Annotated in this window: 15 protein-coding genes; 13 read left to right on the forward strand and 2 right to left on the reverse strand. The window is 49.2% G+C overall.

Annotated elements, in window-relative coordinates:
* Nucleotides 1–318 precede the first annotated feature (318 nt).
* Both ABT58_RS03565 and ABT58_RS03570 read right to left on the reverse strand, forming a co-directional pair.
* Nucleotides 319–663 carry a hypothetical protein gene (locus tag ABT58_RS03565; RefSeq protein WP_047873002.1) on the reverse strand — a complete coding sequence of 115 codons (345 nt, stop codon included), beginning with the start codon at nt 661–663 and terminating at the stop codon, nt 319–321.
* A gap of 71 nt (nt 664–734) precedes the next feature.
* On the reverse strand, nt 735–2783 hold the full coding sequence (locus ABT58_RS03570; protein WP_053062942.1) for a serine/threonine-protein kinase: 2049 nt from the start codon (nt 2781–2783) through the stop codon (nt 735–737).
* A 326-nt stretch (nt 2784–3109) separates the two neighbouring features.
* Between ABT58_RS03570 and tagH the strand changes: the two genes are divergently transcribed.
* From tagH to tssE, 13 genes are all read left to right on the forward strand, one after another.
* Entirely contained in the window at nt 3110–5023 is a 1914-nt protein-coding gene (gene tagH / locus ABT58_RS23355; protein ID WP_053062943.1) for a type VI secretion system-associated FHA domain protein TagH, read from the forward strand.
* A gap of 10 nt (nt 5024–5033) precedes the next feature.
* Nucleotides 5034–5495, forward strand: coding sequence for a type VI secretion system lipoprotein TssJ (gene tssJ, locus ABT58_RS03580; RefSeq protein WP_047873072.1), 462 nt, complete (start codon nt 5034–5036; stop codon nt 5493–5495).
* Nucleotides 5496–5526: 31 nt separating this feature from the next.
* Nucleotides 5527–6855, forward strand: a complete 1329-nt coding sequence (tssK, locus tag ABT58_RS03585; RefSeq protein ID WP_047873003.1) for a type VI secretion system baseplate subunit TssK — start codon at nt 5527–5529, stop codon at nt 6853–6855.
* A 30-nt stretch (nt 6856–6885) separates the two neighbouring features.
* A complete protein-coding gene (gene tssL, locus ABT58_RS03590; RefSeq protein ID WP_047873004.1) occupies nt 6886–8184 on the forward strand; it encodes a type VI secretion system protein TssL, long form in 1299 nt (432 codons plus the stop codon).
* Between the two features lie 20 nt (nt 8185–8204).
* The gene (gene tssM, locus ABT58_RS03595) at nt 8205–11759 is read left to right on the forward strand and encodes a type VI secretion system membrane subunit TssM (protein WP_047873005.1); all 3555 of its coding nucleotides are present in this window, start codon (nt 8205–8207) and stop codon (nt 11757–11759) included.
* The gene (gene tagF, locus ABT58_RS03600) at nt 11759–12433 is read left to right on the forward strand and encodes a type VI secretion system-associated protein TagF (protein WP_047873006.1); all 675 of its coding nucleotides are present in this window, start codon (nt 11759–11761) and stop codon (nt 12431–12433) included. Before tssM ends, tagF begins: the two co-directional genes overlap by 1 nt.
* A gap of 5 nt (nt 12434–12438) precedes the next feature.
* Complete coding sequence (locus ABT58_RS03605; RefSeq protein WP_047873073.1) at nt 12439–13242, forward strand: PP2C family protein-serine/threonine phosphatase; 804 nt, start codon at nt 12439–12441, stop codon at nt 13240–13242.
* 54 nt (nt 13243–13296) lie between these two features.
* Nucleotides 13297–14397, forward strand: a complete 1101-nt coding sequence (tssA, locus tag ABT58_RS03610; protein WP_047873007.1) for a type VI secretion system protein TssA — start codon at nt 13297–13299, stop codon at nt 14395–14397.
* 58 nt (nt 14398–14455) lie between these two features.
* Nucleotides 14456–14968: a type VI secretion system contractile sheath small subunit gene (gene tssB, locus ABT58_RS03615; protein WP_047873008.1), complete on the forward strand. Its 513-nt coding sequence runs from the start codon at nt 14456–14458 to the stop codon at nt 14966–14968.
* Entirely contained in the window at nt 14965–16458 is a 1494-nt protein-coding gene (tssC, locus tag ABT58_RS03620) for a type VI secretion system contractile sheath large subunit (protein WP_047873009.1), read from the forward strand. Before tssB ends, tssC (ABT58_RS03620) begins: the two co-directional genes overlap by 4 nt.
* Before the next feature lie 67 nt (nt 16459–16525).
* Nucleotides 16526–18052, forward strand: coding sequence for a type VI secretion system contractile sheath large subunit (gene tssC, locus ABT58_RS03625; protein WP_053062944.1), 1527 nt, complete (start codon nt 16526–16528; stop codon nt 18050–18052).
* Between the two features lie 12 nt (nt 18053–18064).
* Entirely contained in the window at nt 18065–18907 is an 843-nt protein-coding gene (locus ABT58_RS03630) for a type VI secretion system accessory protein TagJ (protein ID WP_082210936.1), read from the forward strand.
* 12 nt (nt 18908–18919) lie between these two features.
* Nucleotides 18920–19393, forward strand: a complete 474-nt coding sequence (gene tssE / locus ABT58_RS03635; protein WP_047873010.1) for a type VI secretion system baseplate subunit TssE — start codon at nt 18920–18922, stop codon at nt 19391–19393.

The following is a 19393-nucleotide window of genomic DNA, read 5'->3' on the forward strand; positions in this document are numbered from 1 at the left end:
CATTCATGCTCTCGCCCTGGGGTGTCCGTAGTTTAGTCGCCTTTTCCTCATTAGCCAGTTCCACTCCCTCCGGAACTGGCCTACGTTCCCATTTTTGGATAGTGTTCATCATTCTGTGTCAACGTAGTCACAGATCTACATACTCATCGACCACTGCTAGGAAAGTGGATACTCAACAGGATAATGTCAGGTTCCTGCTATTTTTCGAATGTGTCCACTTATCTGAAACCTTTATAATTCCAGCATGAAGCGACTCTAGCAGGCTGATTTCATTGCTAACCCATTTTTGTGGATCAGCCCACAAAGTACATTAACTCATCACATCTCAATAAAATTATGCACCTTATACACCAGCAATTCACCGTGCGCGATGCGCTGGCTTAGCTCTGTGAGCATGTCATCTCGGGTTTTATGATGCTGTAACGGCGTTGGGCACAGTTGGTGGTATAAACGGGTGAGATCAAAGCGATAGCCCCAGCGGTTAGAATGTGAAGCGAGTAAGTGTTTGGCTCGGTAAGTGTGACGAAATTGATTGAGTGCCAGGCTCGGGTCATTGTCGATCGGGCGACCGACAGGGGTGATCACGTAGCATAAGCCCACCGGGCTCACGAGCAGTGTGCGGTCAAATTTGGCTTGGGCGAAAGCGTTATCGATGGTTTGCATAGTGGTATACCGAACATAAAAAGAAAAAGCGAATCCACGTGGTGCGGATCCGCTTGTGAGCGTGAGGTGTATTAGCTGGCGTCATTCATTTTCGCGAGCAGATCATTGGCCTTTTTCTTTACCCGTGCCGCTGAGCGACGGTGGCCTTTACTCTGAAACGTATCAGCAAAGTCGAGGTACTTGGTGACCATGGCAAGGCGGATTTGCGTGAGCAGGCTGAAGTCTGCCGGAATGTCACTGGCCATGTCCTGTACCGAGTTAGAGAGGGAGTCTAACTGAGGAACTGTCGTTAATTTTTGGAGGGTTTCATTGAACGTTTGAAACTTACTCTCATAAATTAGTTCGGCCGCTTTGTATGGAAACTCTGCCTGCTTACCCGCTTTGCGTTGCTCGTCATAGTCTTCCATTGCCTTGATAGAGGATTTTAATGTCTCTCCTTTGTCGAGCAGTTGCTTATGATGCTCGCTGTGTGTGAAGACATGGCCACCCACTTTCAATAAATGTTGGATCTGTGCCAGATCGAGCTGATCAATGGCGGTGTTAAAAGACTGCGTGAAAGTCTCTTCCGCTTTCGGGGTGGGCACGAACACATAGTTCTTCCGGACAGATTTAAGATCACTCAATAGCAGCGGAATATCATCGCCATTTTCCTGCGGGTAATACTTACCTTTCTCTAGGAGCGCATGCAGGCGGTCTTCAACCATCTCGATGGTAGATTGCCAGCTATGGTTGATACTCTCTGATAAGAACGTCAGTTGTTGCGAGTCGGGATACAAGGCTTTCGCGGCTGTCAGCTCTTCTTCTATCGCATAATAATCGGGATAACGTTCTTCGCGATTATTCAAAATGGCGTTTACTTGCTCTTCATATTGCGCGATCAGCTGTGCTTGGCGTTGACGTAGCAAGCCTTCTTTGATGAGTACTTTATCTGCAGGTAGGCCAAAAGCGGTATCGACCACGTTATCCAGCGGCAATCGGGCTAGTGCTTTGTCATCACGAATTTCTTGCTCCAGCGTCTGGATCTGTGCCGTAAAATCTATGACTTGTTGTGTATGGAACCAATAGCCATATCCCATGGCCCCGGCCAATGCACACACCGCCGCTGTGCTGACAAAGGCCGGCCAGCGACGTTTGTGCAAGCGTTGTTGAAATTCTGGTAGGCTGGCAATACGTTTGTTGGCCTGGAAATGTAATCCTGCCCGTAGTGTTCGCCATTGTTGCCCATTAATGTGTTTAGGTTTGCTGGCTGTTAATTTAGCCTTTTCTGCTTCATCTGCCGGTTTACGTTGGAACGGATGTTGACTGGTCAGCAATTCATAGGCCATACAACTGAAGGCAAAGATATCATCTTTGATTTCTGGCTTTTCCCCTTGCAGCAACGCCGGAGAGGCATAGGTAGGGGTGTAGCCACTGATAATATTGGTTTCGTCCTGCACATCTGTCGCGTAATGATCAATATTTAATTTCAAGCCACGAGAAACGCCGAAGTCAAATATTTTAATGACGCCTTCGCGGGTCAACATAATATTGCTGGGTTTTAAATCCGCATGCACGACACCTTGCTGATGAGCATAGGTGAGGGCGGAAATAACTTGTTCCAATATACTCATGGCTTTTTGGAAGCTTAAGCCGCGAGGACGAGAACGTAAAATAACTTCCTCTAATGTTTCCCCGTCAATATATTCCATCACCAAATAATGTGCTTGTTTTTCAACACCGAAATCGTACACCCGAATAATATTAGGATGGCTCAGCTTTTGTGTTTTTTGGGCCTCGCGAATTAATACGTTGGCCGTTTCTTGTTGCGCTAAATGTTGCTGCTGTAAGACTTTTAATGCGACGTACGGTGTATTGACCCCAGCTCGATGCAATAAAAGATCAGTGGCGCGATACACATCACACATACCACCGTGACCAATTAACGTCTCGATTTTGTAACGACCATTAATAACCTGCCCTTCAGTCAGTGCCGGTTTGCTGGAAGCGGTATGAGCAGGTTGAGGAGAGGCCGTCTGGATCAGGGTTTTATCATCAGAAGATGGATCGTGCGGGGTTGTTAAGTTGGATGAGGTTGTTTCGTTAACGTCTTGTTTTTCATTGCTTTTGTTAGAACGATCCATGTTGGTAGGGGCTCCACTCATTCTTAAATATGCAAATACCAGCATCATTGATAGCAAGGCTAGTGAAGAGCGCATAGTTGATAATTCTGATATTGCGGTCAGTCACAAGTTTATTCTCGTTTTATGCAACGGTTTCATTGGATTTTTATGAACCTAGACGAATATTTTGAATGCTGATTTCCCCACGGATTGCTATTTGAAAAAGATGTTTTTAGTATCGCAATGTCGTAGGAATTTATCTTAATGCTTTGTGGCTTTTTGTGTCCTTCCTTCTATTAATCTAATGATTTGTTTGTCTTTTTGTTCTATGGATAGGTGCTTGTATTATGGAGTTGATACTTTCAATTGTGAGTTATCACCGTTTCACGTCTGATTTAGAAGCAAAGAAAAGTATTACGCTTCATGATGTTTCACCCGTGTTGCATATTGGCCGCTCTCAGGCTTGTGAGTGGTGTTTACCGGATCCTGAAAGGGTTATTTCCGGACAGCATGCGCGTATTGAAGGACAAGGCAACGGATTTATTATTACCGACACGTCAACCAACGGATTATTTATTAATCGCTCTGTAGAACCACTGGGTAAAGACAATCATTATGAATTACGTGATGGTGACTTTATTTCATTCGGTGATTATGAAATTGAAGTGGCGATCAGTGAAATAGTACAGACTCAGCCAGAACCGGCTTTTGTTGATAACAGCGCTGCGTTGCAACCGGAAGCCGTTGCCGCACAAGCGACACAGGATGATTGGGAATTTGGTTTTAATGCGAACCAACTCTCTTCCTCGCAAACCTCATCGACACCTTCTGCTCAGGATGTGTTGCAAGGTGGGTTATTTGACACGCCAATGCAGGGAGCAGAAAGCCATTCAAAAAGTGCGGCGTCATTGTTTGCCGGTAATTTGGAAGATAGTTTCATCGCTCCAGAACGTGATAAGCAGTCGCAACCCTCACTACAAGACAGTGATGAGGAAGTGTTTGCGATTCCAGAAAACTGGAGTGATAACATCCTGCCTGAGACGGCGCGTAACATTCCGCCTGCAACTGCCGAGCCCGTTACCTCTGCCCCTGCAACGTCTCAATATAGTGCAGAAGATAATGACGAGTTCGATTTAGCTGAGCCGGCGCCATTACCGCGCGCAACGATATCTGAAGCGCCGGTTACGCCACAACCCGCCAAGCGTGTTCAGGAATCTGTTCAGGAATCTGTGCAGGAACCTGTTCAAGAATTTGTTCAGCAGCCAGTTCCGGAATCTGTACAGAAACCGGTTCAGGAATCTGTTCAGGCGCCTGTCCAGGAATCTGTCCAGGGATCTGTCCAGGGATCAGCTCAAAACGTTGTTCAAGAGCCTCTATCGGCGAAAGAAGCAACACGTGTATCCGAACCAGAGCCCATCTTTGATCCGCGTCATGCGCCTGAGCCTCATACACCCGAACCGTCACAGGTGGCACCGCACATTCCATCGCGTCCAGCTGTACGTCCTGCGCCGCAAGCAACTGTTGCCCCGGCACCACAGTCGACCCCAGTGCAACAAACGGTGGCACCGCAGCCGCGTGCTCAGCGTCCTGCCGAGCCAGCACCGGCAACTGCTCGCTCTGCTGCGCCACAGTATCGCTCTGAACACGCTGCACCGCGTGCAGCGTGGGAGGGGGATCACGGTGCTGCCTTGGCTGCCTTTGTTGAAGGGCTTGGGATCGATAGCAGCATGGTGCCAGAGCACAACGCCGAGCAGTGGTGGTTTGAAATGGGCGCATCGATGCAATTGATGATGACGGGGTTGATGGACACCTTGCATGAGCGCTCAGCGTTTAAACAGCATAATCGTTTGAATCAAACCTTGTTCAAGCGTCAGGAAAACAACCCATTGAAATTCTCGGCGTCACTCGAAGATGCCATTCATAACTTGTACAACCGCCGTAGTGCGAGCTTCCTGTCACCGGATCGCGCCATTCAAGAAGCGTTTGATGACATCAAGCAACATGAGCAAGCCTTGCTGGCTGGGGTGGAAGGCACGGTACACAGCATGATGAAACTGTTGTCGCCAGACTCTATCACCAGCCGCGCTGATGCCCCTTCTTTCTTTGGGCGTATGTCGGCAGGGGGCAATAAAGCTCAGAACTGGGCCACGTATGTCGAGATGTATCAACGACTCAACAACGATCTGGATAGCGCAAGCCATTCAGTTTACACGGAAGATTTTGTTAAAGCGTACGAAGCGTATTTGAAAGGGGTGAAATAAGATGGCGAGCATGAAGAAAATGTGGAAAGGGGCGGCGCTTGCAGCTTCAATTTTGGCGTTAGGTGGTTGTGTGTTCGTTAATGCCGTGGTTGAACCATCTACCACTTTAGAATTTGACGTTGCTAAAAATGTGAACCCGGACATGGACGGTCGCCCGTCACCTGTCGTGGTGAAAGTGTTTGAGCTTTCTTCCCGTACGCTGTTTGACAGTCAGGATTTCTTTGAGCTGTATGACGACCCTAAAGATGTGCTTGGTCCAGATCTGATATCTAAAAACGAATTTGAATTTTCACCGGGTGCGAAGCAGTCCTACGATTTGACCTTATCGCCAGGAACCCGTTATGCCGGTGTATTGGTGGCATATCAGGATCTTGAGAACGCCCGCTGGCGTGAAGTGATTGAAGTCGATACCACGGCTTACGATACCTACAACGTGTTGGTCGGTGAACTGTCAGTGTTTGTTAGTGAGTAAGTGATTTAGCGTCAATGAAGGAAATAAGATTATGAGTGATGTAAGCCGTATTGCCTGGAGTGAGGGGATGTTTTTGCGGCCTCAGCATTTCCAGCAGCAAGAGCGCTTCTTATTAAATGAATTGGCGCAAGTGGTGGGCCATCATTCCCCGTATTTCTGGGGCATCAATGAGTTGCAAATTGATGAGCCCCTGCTCAATCACAGTCAGTTTGGGATCGCACGCGTCGCGGCCATGTTACCCGATGGCAGTGCGGTATTGCTGCCAAAGCGTGAACCTCGTCCGCAGGCGATTACGATAGATAAAAGCGTGCGCGATCAGAAAGTCTACTTGGCGGTACCGATTGAAAAAGCGGGTACGGTGAATACCAGCCCGGCAGACAGTGGGCAAGTGACCCGTTACCGTTTTGCTGATCATGAAGTGGTTGATGCCCTTATAGGTCCGGATGCGACGGAAGTGTTGCAACTGTCGCAGATGAGTGTGGAGTTGAAACTGGCCAGCGAGAGTTTGTCTGGCTATGTGACGATCCCTATCGCCCGCATCATTGAAGTGACGGATGAAGGCCGCGTCATTCTTGATGACAAGTTCATTCCACCCAGCCTGAATGCACAGAAAAACCCGGTGCTTAAGCGTTGTATTGCAGAGTTGCGCGGCATGATCAAATTGCGTGCTGACACTATCGCGAACCGTTTGAGCCAAGGGCAAGGTACTGCCAGCTCTATCGCAGATTTCCTGATGCTGCAAATGTTGAATCGTTATGAGCCGTTGATCCGTCACTTTGATACCACCGAGGGCTTGCACCCGGAAGTGCTCTGTCAGCAGTTGTTATGCATGGCCGGCGAGCTTTCAACGTTCTCTGCTGATCGTAAACGTCCACCTGAATTACCGGTCTACCTGCACGATGATCTGACCGGCGTGATGGGCAATTTGATGATTGTGCTCAATCAGTACATGAGTTCAGTACTGGAACAGACTGCGGTGAAATTGCCGATTGAATCGACCAAGTTTGGTATTCGTGTGGCGCCCGTGGCTGACAAGAAGTTGTTGGATCGTGCGACGTTTGTGCTGGCCGTCAAAGCGAGCGTGGAAACTGAAGAGTTGCGTCGTCGCTTCCCGGCACAAATCAAGATTGGGCCGGTAGAACATATTCGCGATTTGGTGAACAACCAGTTGCCAGGGATAGCAACGGCAGCCTTGCCTGTCGCACCGCGTCAGATCCCGTATCACGCAGGCTACCACTACTTCCAGTTAGACAAGCAACACGATTACTGGAAACGACTGAGTGCCAGTGGCGGGATCGCACTGCATTTATCCGGTAAGTATCCGGATATCGATATGCAGTTGTGGGCGATTAATGATTAGACATGATGCGAACAGCAAGGATTGATGACAATGTCTGAGGCTACCTTAGTAAAACCTCGCCCTGGGGTCCGTGGTAAAGGGCAAGATACCAAAACATCGGGCGCGGCAACGGGTTCGGCGGATCAAACGCTCGTGCTCACCAAAGTAAAACCCAGTGGTAAGCAGCGCCGTGTGCAACCATTAGGCCAAAATCCACTGGTTGAAGAAGCAAGTATTCTGCTATCAATTATCGGGCAGATCCGTAGCACCACGCGTCACAGTGATGTGAGTTTTTTGCAGCAAAGCTGTATCGAGAAGATCCGTGACTATGAAATGCGTTTACGTGCGCAGTCAGTGAGTGGCGACAAAATCGAAGCTGCGCGCTACTGCATGTGTTCCTTTATTGATGAAACCGTCCTGAATACCGTATGGGGCGGGCAGTCGATTTGGTCTATCGAGAGCCTGTTGTCGACGTTCCACGGCGAAACGTTCGGTGGGGAATATTTCTATACCTTGCTGGATCGCGCTTTGGCCGATCCGCGCAGCAACCAGCAGCTGCTTGAGCTGCAGTACCTGTGCTTGTCGTTGGGGTTTGTCGGCAAAATGCGTTTGGAAGAACGCGGTATCGACAAGCTCGAAAACTACCGTGAGCAGGTATACCAAACCCTCAAAAGCCTGCACGGTGATTCCGAGCCGGATCTCTCTCCGGGCTGGAAAAATGCGGTGTTACAAGGCGTTGAGCCGCGTAATGAAATGCCGCTGTGGGTGTCAGTGTCTGTGTTCTCTGTGCTGATTTTGGCCATGTACATGGGCTTTAACTACCACATTAACGATTATTCCAACAAAGTGTTTAATCAAATCAATATGCTGGCTCGTTGGGAGCCGCAAGGCCAACCAGTACTTGAGACGGCCGATCCGGCGTCATTGCGTTTGCAACAACTGCTGCAAACGGAAGTGGAACGCGGCAGTGTGGAGTTGGTTGAATTGCCTGATCGTGTGCGCATCATTTTGAAATCCAGTGAGTTGTTTGCCTCAGGCAGTGCAGAAGTACAGGAAGCGTTAGTGCCGGTGCTGTCGAAGATTGCCCGTGCACTGGAAACGACCGATGGCCGTATTCTGATCACCGGTCATACCGATGATCGCCCTATTTTCACCAGTAAGTATCCGTCGAACTGGCACCTTTCTCTCGCGCGTGCGACCGCTGTGGCCAACCGTATGGCCATGGGCACTGACTTGCACGGCCGTCTCTGGCCGGAAGGGTTAGGGGACTCCAAACCGCGCAATGCTAACGACAGTGACGAAAACCGGGCACGTAACCGCCGGGTAGAGATCGACTTACTCTTCTTATAATCAGGGATCGGACGGAAGTCATGTTCAAAAAAGGAATGTTCAGACGTATCGGGCAGGTATTGAGCTCGAAGTGGGCGGTGTCTTTATTAGGGCTGTTGGCGATTTCAGTCTTGATTTGGTTTGGTGGTCCCTTGATCGCCATTGCTGGCTCAGAACCGCTGGCGAGCTCGGTATCGCGTTTATCTGTCTTGCTGTTGCTCGCGATGCTGTGGGGCATGGTTAACATCTACCACTTGGCACGCAAGAAGCAGCAAAACGAAAAAGCAGTGCAGTCACTGCTGGATGGGGACGATGATCGCGCCATGGCGGATGAAGCCTCGCAGCGAGAAATCGATACGTTGCGTGAGCGCATTGTGCAGGCGTTGTCGGTGCTCAACAGCTCCAGCCTCAAGCGTGGGCAAAGTGTCTATCAGCTGCCTTGGTACATTCTGATCGGTCCTCCGGGTACCGGTAAAACCACGGCGCTGCACAATTCAGGCCTGGAGTTTCCTCTCAAAGACAAGCTGGGCAATGATCCGCTGGCTGGGGTAGGCGGTACGCGCCACTGTGATTGGTGGTTCACCAACCAAGCCGTACTGATTGATACCGCCGGTCGTTACACGACGCAAGACAGTAACAGTGAGCAAGATGCCCGTGCATGGTTTGGCTTTCTGGGGTTATTGAAAAAATACCGTACGCGCCGTCCGATCAACGGGGCCATCGTGACCGTGAGCCTGGTCAGTCTGCTGACGCAAACGCGCACAGAACGTAATTTGCATGCCCGTGCGATCAAGCAGCGTATTCAGGAGCTGAAAAACCAGTTAGGGATGGATTTCCCAGTCTATGTGGTGATGACCAAAGCCGACTTGGTGGCGGGCTTTAGTGAGTATTTTGCGGATTTAACGCCCGCAGAGCGTGAGCAAGTGTGGGGGATCACCTTCCCTGAGCACGCTGAGGATCCTGCGCGTGGCGTGGTGGGCATGTTCAACAAAGAATTCCATCACCTGTTAGAGCGACTGGTGAGCCGCATGAATGATCGCATGCAGCAAACCCGCGATATTGATAAACGTACTCTGATTTATGAATTCCCGAAACAACTGCGCCTGATCCAATCGGCGGCAGATGATTTCTTAAAAGAGATTTTTGTTCCGAACTCGTTTGAAGAAGCACCGATGCTACGTGGTGTGTACATCGCCAGTGCGACGCAAGAAGGTGTGCCGATTGACCGCGTAATGGCGGAAACATCCGGTGGCTTGGGCTTAGGCCAAGTGCCGTTGAAACAGCCGGGCGGGGAAACCAATGGGTATTTCATTAAGCGCCTGTTTGAAGATGTGATTTTCCCTGAGCAGTACATTGGCTCGGTAAACCGTCACCACCAAAAACATAACTTGTGGTTACGTCGTGGTGTCTTGGCGACCAGTTGTGCTGCTGTAGTGGCGATGGGGGCATTGTGGTTCACCAGTTATAACTGGAACCGCACACTCGTTGATGATGCTTCTGCTGCTGTGGCGCAATACCACGCGATTGTTGAACCAGAATTAACGCCGGATACCGATGTGATCACCCTGACCCATGCACTGGACGCGTTACGCGATCTGCCGGCGGGTTATAGCGGTAACAAAATTAATGAAGACGCCTTTAAACACGCGGGCTTATACCAAGGTGACAAACTGGGGCAGCCAGCGGTTGCCGCCTATGACCGTGGGTTGCAGGGATATCTGGCGCCTTATCTGATCAATGCCATGCATGAAGACATGACAGAGAACAGTGAGCATCTGGAATACCTGTATGAAACCCTGAAAGCCTACTTGATGCTGTTTGATGAAACCAAGTATGACGAGTCACAGGTACTGAGCTGGTTCTCGTTGTACTTTGACCGTACCTTCCCTGGCGAAATCAATGCCTCGTTGCGTAATGGCCTGATGGTGCACACCGTGAATCTGCTGAAAACAGGAATGAATGGTGTGGGCCTGGATGAAGATGTGGTGGCGGCCGCCCGCAGCGAACTGACCAACATGAGCTTGGCTGAGCGCGCTTACCAGCGTTTACGGGTGGAATTTGCAAAAAGCAATGTGCCTGACTTCCGCATTACGGATTTATTGGGTGTACAAAGCCGCAAGATTTTCCAACGTGTCAGTGGCGCGCCACTCAGTGAAGGCGTACCGAGTCTCTATACCTACAGTGGTTTCCATACCGTATTCCTGTTGGAAACACAGCGTATTGTTAAGCGCCTGACAGAAGACAGTTGGGTGTATGGCGAGAAGATTGATCTGGGTGATGCCACAAAAGATGAGGTGATCAAAGAAGTAAGCGAAAAATACTATCGCGATTACATCTATCACTGGGAGCAGTTCCTGGCTGATCTTGAGTTGATCCCGTATCGCAATGTGGAAGCCGGTTTGTATCAGGCGCGTGTTCTGTCGGGTTCGGAAGCGCCGGTACAAACCCTGATTGTGGGCTTGCAAAAGCAATTGCGTCTGACCACCTTGCCAATGAGCAACAATGCTAAAGCGGCAACCGAAGTGGCGGGCACCGCTGCCAGTGTCGCGTTGGAGCAGAAGAAGAACCGCATTACCCGTTACCTGCCGGATGAAATGCCACAGATGGACATCAATCTGCCAGGTAAAGAGGTGGAACTGGCGTTTGCTGAGCTACTGAACGTAACGGATGTAGAGCTGATGGCTTTGAAAGAAGCGTTCACTTTACTGCATAACCATTTGGTCAATATCAACAACTCTGAGAAAGCCGAGAAAATCGCCTACCGCAGTTTATTGAGTGGTGATAAGCAAGCGACGTTTAACGACACCATGGTACAGGCTAAGCACGCCCTGCCGGCACCGTTTACCCTGTGGATGGATAACATCGTGCTGCAAACCGCCAAGCTGGCGAAGCAAGGGTCGAAGATACAGCTCAACACCTTGTGGAAAAATACGGTGGTGCGTGAGTACCGTTCATCGATTGCGGGTAAATATCCGTTCTCAGAAGGGTCATTAAAAGAAGTGAAGATGAAGGACTTTGGTGAGTTCTTTGGCCATGACGGTGCCATTGACCGCTTCTTTAATCAGCACCTTGAGTCGTTTGTGGATACCTCTAAGCGCCGTTGGCGATTCAAGAAAAACATGGGGCTGAGCGATCAATCTCTGGTGGTGTTCCAGCGTGCTCGTCGAATTCGTGATGCGTTCTTCCCTTCAGGCAGTAAGCAGCCGAAGGTGGAGTTTGGCCTAACACCTGTCGCGCTGGATAAACACATCAGTAACTTTAAGTTTGAGTATGGTGATCAAGAGCTGATGTATCGCCATGAGCCGCCGCGTATGACGACGTTCTCTTGGCCGGATTTGCGAGAAACGCCGCCGATCCGTTTGGTCTTCACGCCACCACGTTCAGGTCATTCGATCACCAAGAACTATCCGGGCAGCTGGGGCTTGTTCCGCTTATTGGATAACGCGGCCAAGCAGCGTCCGAAAACGCGTACAGACAAGATGATCAAGCTGGAACATAAGGGTAACCGTGTGACGTTGAAGCTGCTGCCAAACAGTGTGACCAACCCATTCTGGATGGACGATATCGAACGCTTCAGCGTGCCGGAGAAATTGTAATGGGGCAATTTGGCTATTTTGGCAAGGTGCCTACCCGGGGGGATTTTCTGCAGGAGCAGCTACCCGGTGCCTTTGTGGACAGTTGGAGTGAATGGCAACAGGCCATCTTGTCGGTCAGCCGCGAACAATTGGGTGAGGAGTGGGCGGACTGCTACCTCACCAGTCCGGTCTGGCATTTTGCCTTGTCGCCGGGTGCGTGTGGCAAACAAGGCATGGTCGGTACATTAATGCCGAGTATTGATCAGGTCGGGCGACATTTTTTTCTGACACTGGCTGCGGAGATCCATGCGCCTCCAGTGATGTATTGGCACCAACGGCGTTGGTGTAACGATACAGAAGAGCACATCTTCAAGGTGCTGGATGATGACAACGATATTCAGACCTGGGGAGAGGCGGTTAAACAAGCTACATGGCTGCCCGAGGTGAGTACTGATTTGCCCTTGATTCAACAAGGGGCGGAGCAGAGCGATCAATGGGTGTTACTGAGCGATGATGAGATGCAAGCCAATCATCTGTTGCATGTGACGTATCGTGAACAGTTTGACCGTTATTGTATTTGGTGGACTGCGGGCTCCGCTCGTTTACCAGGATGTATGTTAGTGACCAACGGGTTACCGTTGGTCAGCCAGTTTGCCGCCATGATGGATGGCAACTGGTCTAAATGGGGTTGGTAGAAACCATGAACCGTGTAGATTGGCGATTTTTCTCATACGCACAGAGCCACCCAGGCAAAGTGCGCGCTTACAACGAAGATGCATTTTTAGATTGCCCTGATGCGGGGGTTTGGGTTGTCGCTGACGGCATGGGCGGACATCAGGCCGGTGATGTGGCCAGCCAAATGTTAGTGGATATTGTGCAGCAACATATTCGTACTGTCCCGAGCAGCATGATCTCGGTGGAGTTGCTGCGTAAAGCTTTACTCGACGCAAACCGACAGATTTTTGAATATTCCGAGCGTTATTTAGAAGGGGAAACCGTCGGCACCACCGCCGTGGTGCTGTTCGTGAAAGATGGTGAATACCACTGCTTGTGGGTGGGTGACAGCCGTATGTACATGCTGCGCCAGCAATTGCTGACCCAGCGTTCACGAGACCATAGTCAAGTGATGGAAATGGTTGAGCAGGGCCTGATCGCGTTTGAAGAGGCGGAAAATCACCCGATGGCCAATGTGATCACCCGTGCGATAGGGGTAAACGAAGAGGTTGAAGTGGATCATGTCTCAGGTCCACTGATGCTGGGGGACCATTTCCTGCTGTGTTCAGATGGTTTAACCAAAGAACTGAGCGATCAGCATCTGGCCCATTGTCTACAGGCTAATAGCTTGTCTGACTCTGGCTTGGCGTTGATGCATTCTGCGCTGGTTCGCGGAGCGTCAGACAACGTGACCTGTATTTTAGTGCGGGCCACCTGCATGGAAACGGATGCGCAAGAGCGCCTTAATACACCCATCAATGATGCCACTGTACCGATCTATCGTGGCTAATGATGACAAAGCAACACCAAGGAGACGCCACACGCGTTAGCAGGGACAGTAATAATGATTGATTTTGACGCATTACAAACAGCCATTCATGACGATCATCCCACCGGGCACGATCCGCGTCATGACACGTCTCCCTATTCCGCCTATTTCTCATTAAAAGACGTGCGCAATACCGCACGTGCTTTGGAGCGAAAAGGGCTGGTGGACAATGAACCCTTGCTCAGCATGGCGCACCATTGGCAAGACATTCTCGTGCAAGTGCCAGAGATTCTAACGACGCAGTGTAAAGATTTGGAGTTTGCCGCGTGGTTTATTGAAGCGCTTGCGCGCCACCACGGGTTTCGCGGTTTGCAGATTGGTTTTGATACTGCCTCGACGTTGATTGAACATTTTTGGCAAGACCTGTATCCACTGCCGGATGAAGACGGCATGGAAACCCGCATGGCGCCGTTATCGGGGCTTAATGGCGTGGAAGGGGAAGGTACGTTGTTGATGCCGATAGCCTGTATTCCGTTGACTGAATATGACGGTGAGCAAGCGTATTCCCTGTGGGAGTACGAGCAGGCACTGGAAATTGATCGGCTTGACGAAGACAAGAAAAAGCACCGCATTGATATGGGTGGGGCTGATCTGAAGAAGATACAAGCGGCGGTAAAAGCGGCAGACGCCAGCTTTTATCAGCAACTGTATCACGATATCGAGCAGGCGCAGGCCAGTTTTACCCGGATGGTGGAAGCGATGGATGAAGCCAGCCAGGCGTCATTACCTAGCTCCCAGATCAGCAAGCGTTTGCAGGCGTGTTTAGACGCGGTCAAGTACCTGGCTGAGGATAAATTAGCCGCCGCACCTCCGATAACGGTTGAGGAAGATGTGATTGAGCCGGAAGGCGACATTGTCGTGGCACCACAGCCTGTGATGGGGAGTGTCGTGATGCAATTGAATTCGCGTCAAGAGGCGATCAATAACCTCAAACAAATCGCAGACTTTTTTAAAAAAACCGAACCACACTCCCCGATGGCCTACGGCATTGACCAGGTTGTGCGTTGGAGTGACATGTCATTGCCGGATCTCCTTGAGGAGTTGATCGCAGATGGCGATGCAAGAAATGGGTATTTCCGCCTGGTAGGTATAGTGCCGGAAAATCATGATTCATAATGTTTTGGCGTTCGTTGGCGAATGGTCAAAGTGAGATGTAAATAATAGGGAGAGCAATATGGGAAGTATCCACGGGAAGCTATCACGGGTACGTAAACCAAGGGTACATATTACCTATGATGTTGAAACCGAAGGGGCAAGCGTAAAGAAAGAATTGGCCTTTGTGGTTGGCGTAATGGGGGATTTTGCGGGTCAGAATATCGATGCCTTAAAACCGATCAAAGATCGTCGTTTTATCCAGATCGATCGTGACAATTTTGACGATGTGATGAACCGTATGAACCCACGCTTAAAGTTCAAGGTGGATAACAAGCTATCTGATGATGATATGCAGCTAGACGTTAACCTGAACTTCACGTCGATGTCTGATTTTGATCCTGCTGCGATTGTGAATCAGGTAGAACCGCTCCGTAAGTTAATGGAAACCCGTAATAAACTGCGTGATCTGATGACGAAAGTGGATCGTTCAGAAGAGCTTGAGAACCTGCTGGAAACCGTACTGAGCAACACGGAAGATTTGCAGAAGCTATCGGATGAATTGAATCAAGGGAAAAAGGAGCCGACAGAATGAGTCAGCAAGTTTCTGAAGCATTAGATGCCGTAGTCTCTGAACAAACGAGTTCGTTGCTGGAACAAGCGATTTCGGCTACCAAGCAAACGGAAAGTTCACGTGCAGAAGAGTTGATCCGCACGTTAACGGAAGAAGCCTTAAAAGGCACGGTGACATGGAATAAGAACCTCACTATTACCTTCCGTGAAGCGATTGCCGCGTTGGATAACGCGCTGTCAGTACAGCTTGCTGAGATCATGCATCATGAGCAGTTCCAAAAATTGGAAGGTAGCTGGCGTGGCATGCATCAGTTAGTGATGAACTCTGAAACGGGTCAGACACTGAAAATCCGCATGTTTAACATCAGCAAGAAAGAGCTGCATAAAGACTTGAGCAAAGCGGTAGAGTTCGATCAGAGCCAAATTTTCAAGAAAGTGTATGAAGCGGAATTCGGCACACCGGGTGGTGAACCTTATGGTGCGCTGATTGGTGACTATGAATTTACCAATCATCCGGAAGACATTGAAACACTGAGCCTGATGTCAAACGTGGCGGCGGCAGGTTTCTCTCCATTCCTGTCTGCGGCATCACCAGCGTTGTTTGGTTTTGATGAGTGGGAAGAAGTGAATCGTCCACGTGATCTTGAAAAACTCTTTGATTCGGTGGAATACAGTAAGTGGCGTGCGTTCCGTGAGAGTGATGATTCTCGTTTTGTGACGCTGACCATGCCGCGTGTGATGGCGCGTTTGCCATACGGTGAATCAACGTCACCGATTGAAGAATTCCGTTATGAAGAATTCCCGTTGGATCCAATGACAGGGTTGTCGCAACGTGTTGATCACGAAGATTACTGCTGGATGAACTCGTCATACATGTTGGGTCAGCGTTTGACGGAAGCCTTTGCGAAGTACGGATTCTGCACGGCGATTCGTGGTGCTGAAGGCGGTGGCCGGGTTGAAAACCTACCTTCTCATTTGTTCTTGAGTGATGAAGGGGATCCTGAGATGAAGTGCCCAACAGAAGTGGGTATTACCGACCGACGTGAAGCGGAACTGGGTAAACTGGGCTTCCTGCCATTGTGTCATTACAAAAACACCGATTATGCTGTGTTCTTTGGTGCACAAACGTGTCAGAAGCCATTGATCATGGAAACGCCTGAAGCAACGGCAAATACCGCTATTTCAGCGCGTTTGCCATACATCATGGCCACGTCTCGTTTCGCGCATTACCTGAAGGTGATGGCCCGTGACAAGATCGGTAGTTTCATGGAAGCGGAAGATGTTGAAAGCTGGCTAAACCGTTGGATCCTCACCTATGTGAATGCTGCAGAAGGCAGTGGTCAGGAAATCCGTGCGAAGTACCCACTTGCTGCCGCAAAAGTGATGGTGAAGGAAATTCCAGGACAGCCTGGTGCTTATAATGCCATTGCTTGGTTACGTCCTTGGTTGCAAATGGAAGAGCTCACCACATCGTTACGTTTGGTGGCGAAAATTCCTGAAATTGGTGGTTAAGTAAAGCCCTTTCTCTAAAGCAGGTGGTTTCCACCTGCTTTCTTCTCTCAGACAGGATGTCGAATGCATGCAGTCAACGCTTCATTTCATTGATACAGAACAACTTGCTGATGATTCATCAGTGGGGCATGAAGACGCATGGTATATCAATACCGATATCATTGATGAATTTTTAGCTCTGAGTGATGACCTTTGGGCATTGCGCTTGTGGTTGGAAAAAGAACGCGACTTTTGCTGGTCGAGTTGCAGTAAAGACAGCATTCAGCTGATCTTGTTGCGTGCGATATCTATGATCGATCAGAGGGTGAATGCGCAAATTAATGCCATTTTACACCATGATGATTTTCAAAAACTGGAAGCCAGTTGGCGCGGGTTAGGATATCTAACCGAACAGATGTCAGAGTTTGATAACGAACTAACCTGTAAAATAAAAGTCCTGAATTTATCATGGGCGGAATTAAGTCGAGACATTGGTCGCGCAATTGACTTTGACCAGAGTGACTTATTTCGCTTTGTTTATAATAATGAGCTAAATATGCCGGGGGGCGAGCCATTCGGATTATTAGTCGGAGACTATTATGTTTCGCATAAACCTCAGGCGGGTATGTTTAATAATGATATCGATACCTTAAAAGGAATCAGTAATACTGCAGCAGCGGCATTTGCCCCTTTTATAACAGGTACTGATCCGTCTTTTTTTGGCGTGGATAATTTCTCAGATTTAGCCCAAGTAAATGATATTCAGGCGCAATTTTCTCAAATTGAATATCAGAAATGGCGCAGCTTGCGAAAAATGGAAGATGCGCGCTTTTTAGGGCTGACATTGCCGCATGTATTAATGCGCACACCGTATGAGCAAGACGGTTCGCGTAATGAGCGGTTTTATTTCAAGGAAATCATAGCCGAGCCACAGCGTGATTTGCTGTGGGGCAATGCGGCTTATGGTTTTGCGGCGGTGGCATTACGTGCCTTTACTGAATCTGGGTGGTTTAGCCAGATTCGAGGATTACAGCCTGGGCAGTTTAAACGCGGCTTAGTGTTTAATTTACCGATTGCATCGTACAAAACATCTCGACGTACAAGGCAAAGTAAGCCATCGGTGAATTTACAAGTGGGTGATCGCTTAGAAAAACAGCTGTCAGATAGTGGTTTTATTCCGGTGTCACCGGTGCCATACAGTGACTATCTGGTGTTTTTCAGTAATGCGTCGGTTAATTTACCGAAACATTACGATGTGTTAGGGGCGCAAGTGAATGCACGCTTATCTTCCATGCTGCAATATATTTTGTGTGTTTCACGCTTTGCGCATTACGTCAAAGTGATGGGACGAGAAAAAGTGGGATCACACAGTACAGCTGAAAGTATTGAACGTGAATTTCAACAATGGATTTTGCAATATACCACGGCGATGGAAGATGCTTCTGATGACGTACGTTCACGTTATCCGCTGAATGAAGGGCGGATCCAGGTAAAAGAAAAAGCCGGTCAACCTGGGCATTATTATTCGATTATTCATTTACGGCCACATTTTCAGTTAGACCAAATGGTATCAAGCATACGATTAATTACCGAGTTGTCGTCACAAAATAGTTAGAAAGGGATATTCATGAAAGCACTAAGGGCATTGTTGCAGGAAGCGAAATTATCTGAGGCGATTACATATGTCGCCAGCCAATTAAAAGACAACCCGGAAAATATTGAATTACGAAGCAGTTTCATTGAATTGCTTTGTATTGATGGGCAGTTTGAGCGTGCAGATAAGCAATTACAGTTATTGATTAAGCAGCACCCAGATTGTTTAGTGGGTGCGGTTAATATTCGTCAATTGCTTCGTGCTGCACAAGCGCGTTTGGATTTTGAACAAGGCGCGGCCACGGCATCGTTAGTGCGTGAGGTAGATGAGGCGTTCACCGCCATGGTGCAGTTGCGTATGGCATTACGTGAAAAAAAAGCCAGCGAGGTGTTGACGTGTGCAGAGCAGTTAGAAGCTCAACGTCAACCCGTCGTTATGACCATTGACGGGCACACCCACTCTGAACTGCGCGATTTGGATGATTCATTGGCCGGTTTCCTCGAACTGTTCGGTACCGATGGGAATTACTACCTTGTGCCGTTTGATGCCATTCAGCGACTAGAGATTCTGCCAGTGCGCTCCTTGATTGAGCAGGTGTGGCGCAAAGTGGACATCGAAATTGAAGGCGGTTTATCGGGAGAGGCCTTTGTGCCAATGACCTATATCGGTAGCCAAACGGATGCGGAAAAATTGGGGCGAGAGACCGATTGGTGTGCCGTGCTTGGTACGGAAGTCTGTGTCGGTGTGGGGCAAAAAATGATGTTGTTTGGGGAAGAAGCCCTAGTGTTGTCGCAAATCGGCTGTGCGGTGGAGGCCAAGCAACCAGACCAGCAATCTCTGGCGAATGAATCTGACGCGTCTTCGACAGTGGCGTAAGGTGATGGATTCATGAAACCCAGCCAGCCACTAACGCCTTCGTTGCTGGACCGGTTGCTAGATGATGCACCAGAAAATACGCAAGTGACATCCCGCCCGTTTACCTGGCGGGATATGCGACACAGCGTTCGTCGTGATTTGGAAAATCTGCTGAACGCGAAAGTGCATTGGTATGTGTGGTCGGAACATTATCCGGAGCTCAATTGTTCTCTGCTGTCTTATGGACTGCCGGATTTTTCGTCTATGTCTTTAGGCAGTAAAGATGGACGGCAGGTATTGTGCCAGATCATCGAAGACACGATCCGTAAATTTGAACCGCGCTTTTCTGATGTCGCGGTGAGCGTGGTGGGGGATGAACAGCCTCTCGATCGGATATTACGCCTGCGTATTCATGCCTTGTTTCATGCGACCTCAGAACCTGAAGAGGTCATTTTTGATTCGGAAGTTGAGCCTGTTTGTTTGGGGATCCGCATTAATGAGTCTTAA

This window comes from Photobacterium aphoticum (genome assembly GCF_001029435.1).
Classification (GTDB): Bacteria; Pseudomonadota; Gammaproteobacteria; order Enterobacterales; family Vibrionaceae; genus Photobacterium; species Photobacterium aphoticum.

Excerpts from the sequence above, each read along its gene's own strand:
- ABT58_RS03565 (WP_047873002.1), bottom strand. The coding sequence starts at position 663 with ATGCAAACCATCGATAACGCTTTCGCCCAAGCCAAATTTGACCGCACA.
- ABT58_RS03570 (WP_053062942.1), bottom strand. The coding sequence starts at position 2,783 with ATGGATCGTTCTAACAAAAGCAATGAAAAACAAGACGTTAACGAAACA.
- tagH (WP_053062943.1), top strand. The coding sequence starts at position 3,110 with ATGGAGTTGATACTTTCAATTGTGAGTTATCACCGTTTCACGTCTGAT.
- tssJ (WP_047873072.1), top strand. The coding sequence starts at position 5,034 with ATGAAGAAAATGTGGAAAGGGGCGGCGCTTGCAGCTTCAATTTTGGCG.
- tssK (WP_047873003.1), top strand. The coding sequence starts at position 5,527 with ATGAGTGATGTAAGCCGTATTGCCTGGAGTGAGGGGATGTTTTTGCGG.
- tssL (WP_047873004.1), top strand. The coding sequence starts at position 6,886 with ATGTCTGAGGCTACCTTAGTAAAACCTCGCCCTGGGGTCCGTGGTAAA.
- tssM (WP_047873005.1), top strand. The coding sequence starts at position 8,205 with ATGTTCAAAAAAGGAATGTTCAGACGTATCGGGCAGGTATTGAGCTCG.
- tagF (WP_047873006.1), top strand. The coding sequence starts at position 11,759 with ATGGGGCAATTTGGCTATTTTGGCAAGGTGCCTACCCGGGGGGATTTT.
- ABT58_RS03605 (WP_047873073.1), top strand. The coding sequence starts at position 12,439 with ATGAACCGTGTAGATTGGCGATTTTTCTCATACGCACAGAGCCACCCA.
- tssA (WP_047873007.1), top strand. The coding sequence starts at position 13,297 with ATGATTGATTTTGACGCATTACAAACAGCCATTCATGACGATCATCCC.
- tssB (WP_047873008.1), top strand. The coding sequence starts at position 14,456 with ATGGGAAGTATCCACGGGAAGCTATCACGGGTACGTAAACCAAGGGTA.
- tssC (WP_047873009.1), top strand. The coding sequence starts at position 14,965 with ATGAGTCAGCAAGTTTCTGAAGCATTAGATGCCGTAGTCTCTGAACAA.
- tssC (WP_053062944.1), top strand. The coding sequence starts at position 16,526 with ATGCAGTCAACGCTTCATTTCATTGATACAGAACAACTTGCTGATGAT.
- ABT58_RS03630 (WP_082210936.1), top strand. The coding sequence starts at position 18,065 with ATGAAAGCACTAAGGGCATTGTTGCAGGAAGCGAAATTATCTGAGGCG.
- tssE (WP_047873010.1), top strand. The coding sequence starts at position 18,920 with ATGAAACCCAGCCAGCCACTAACGCCTTCGTTGCTGGACCGGTTGCTA.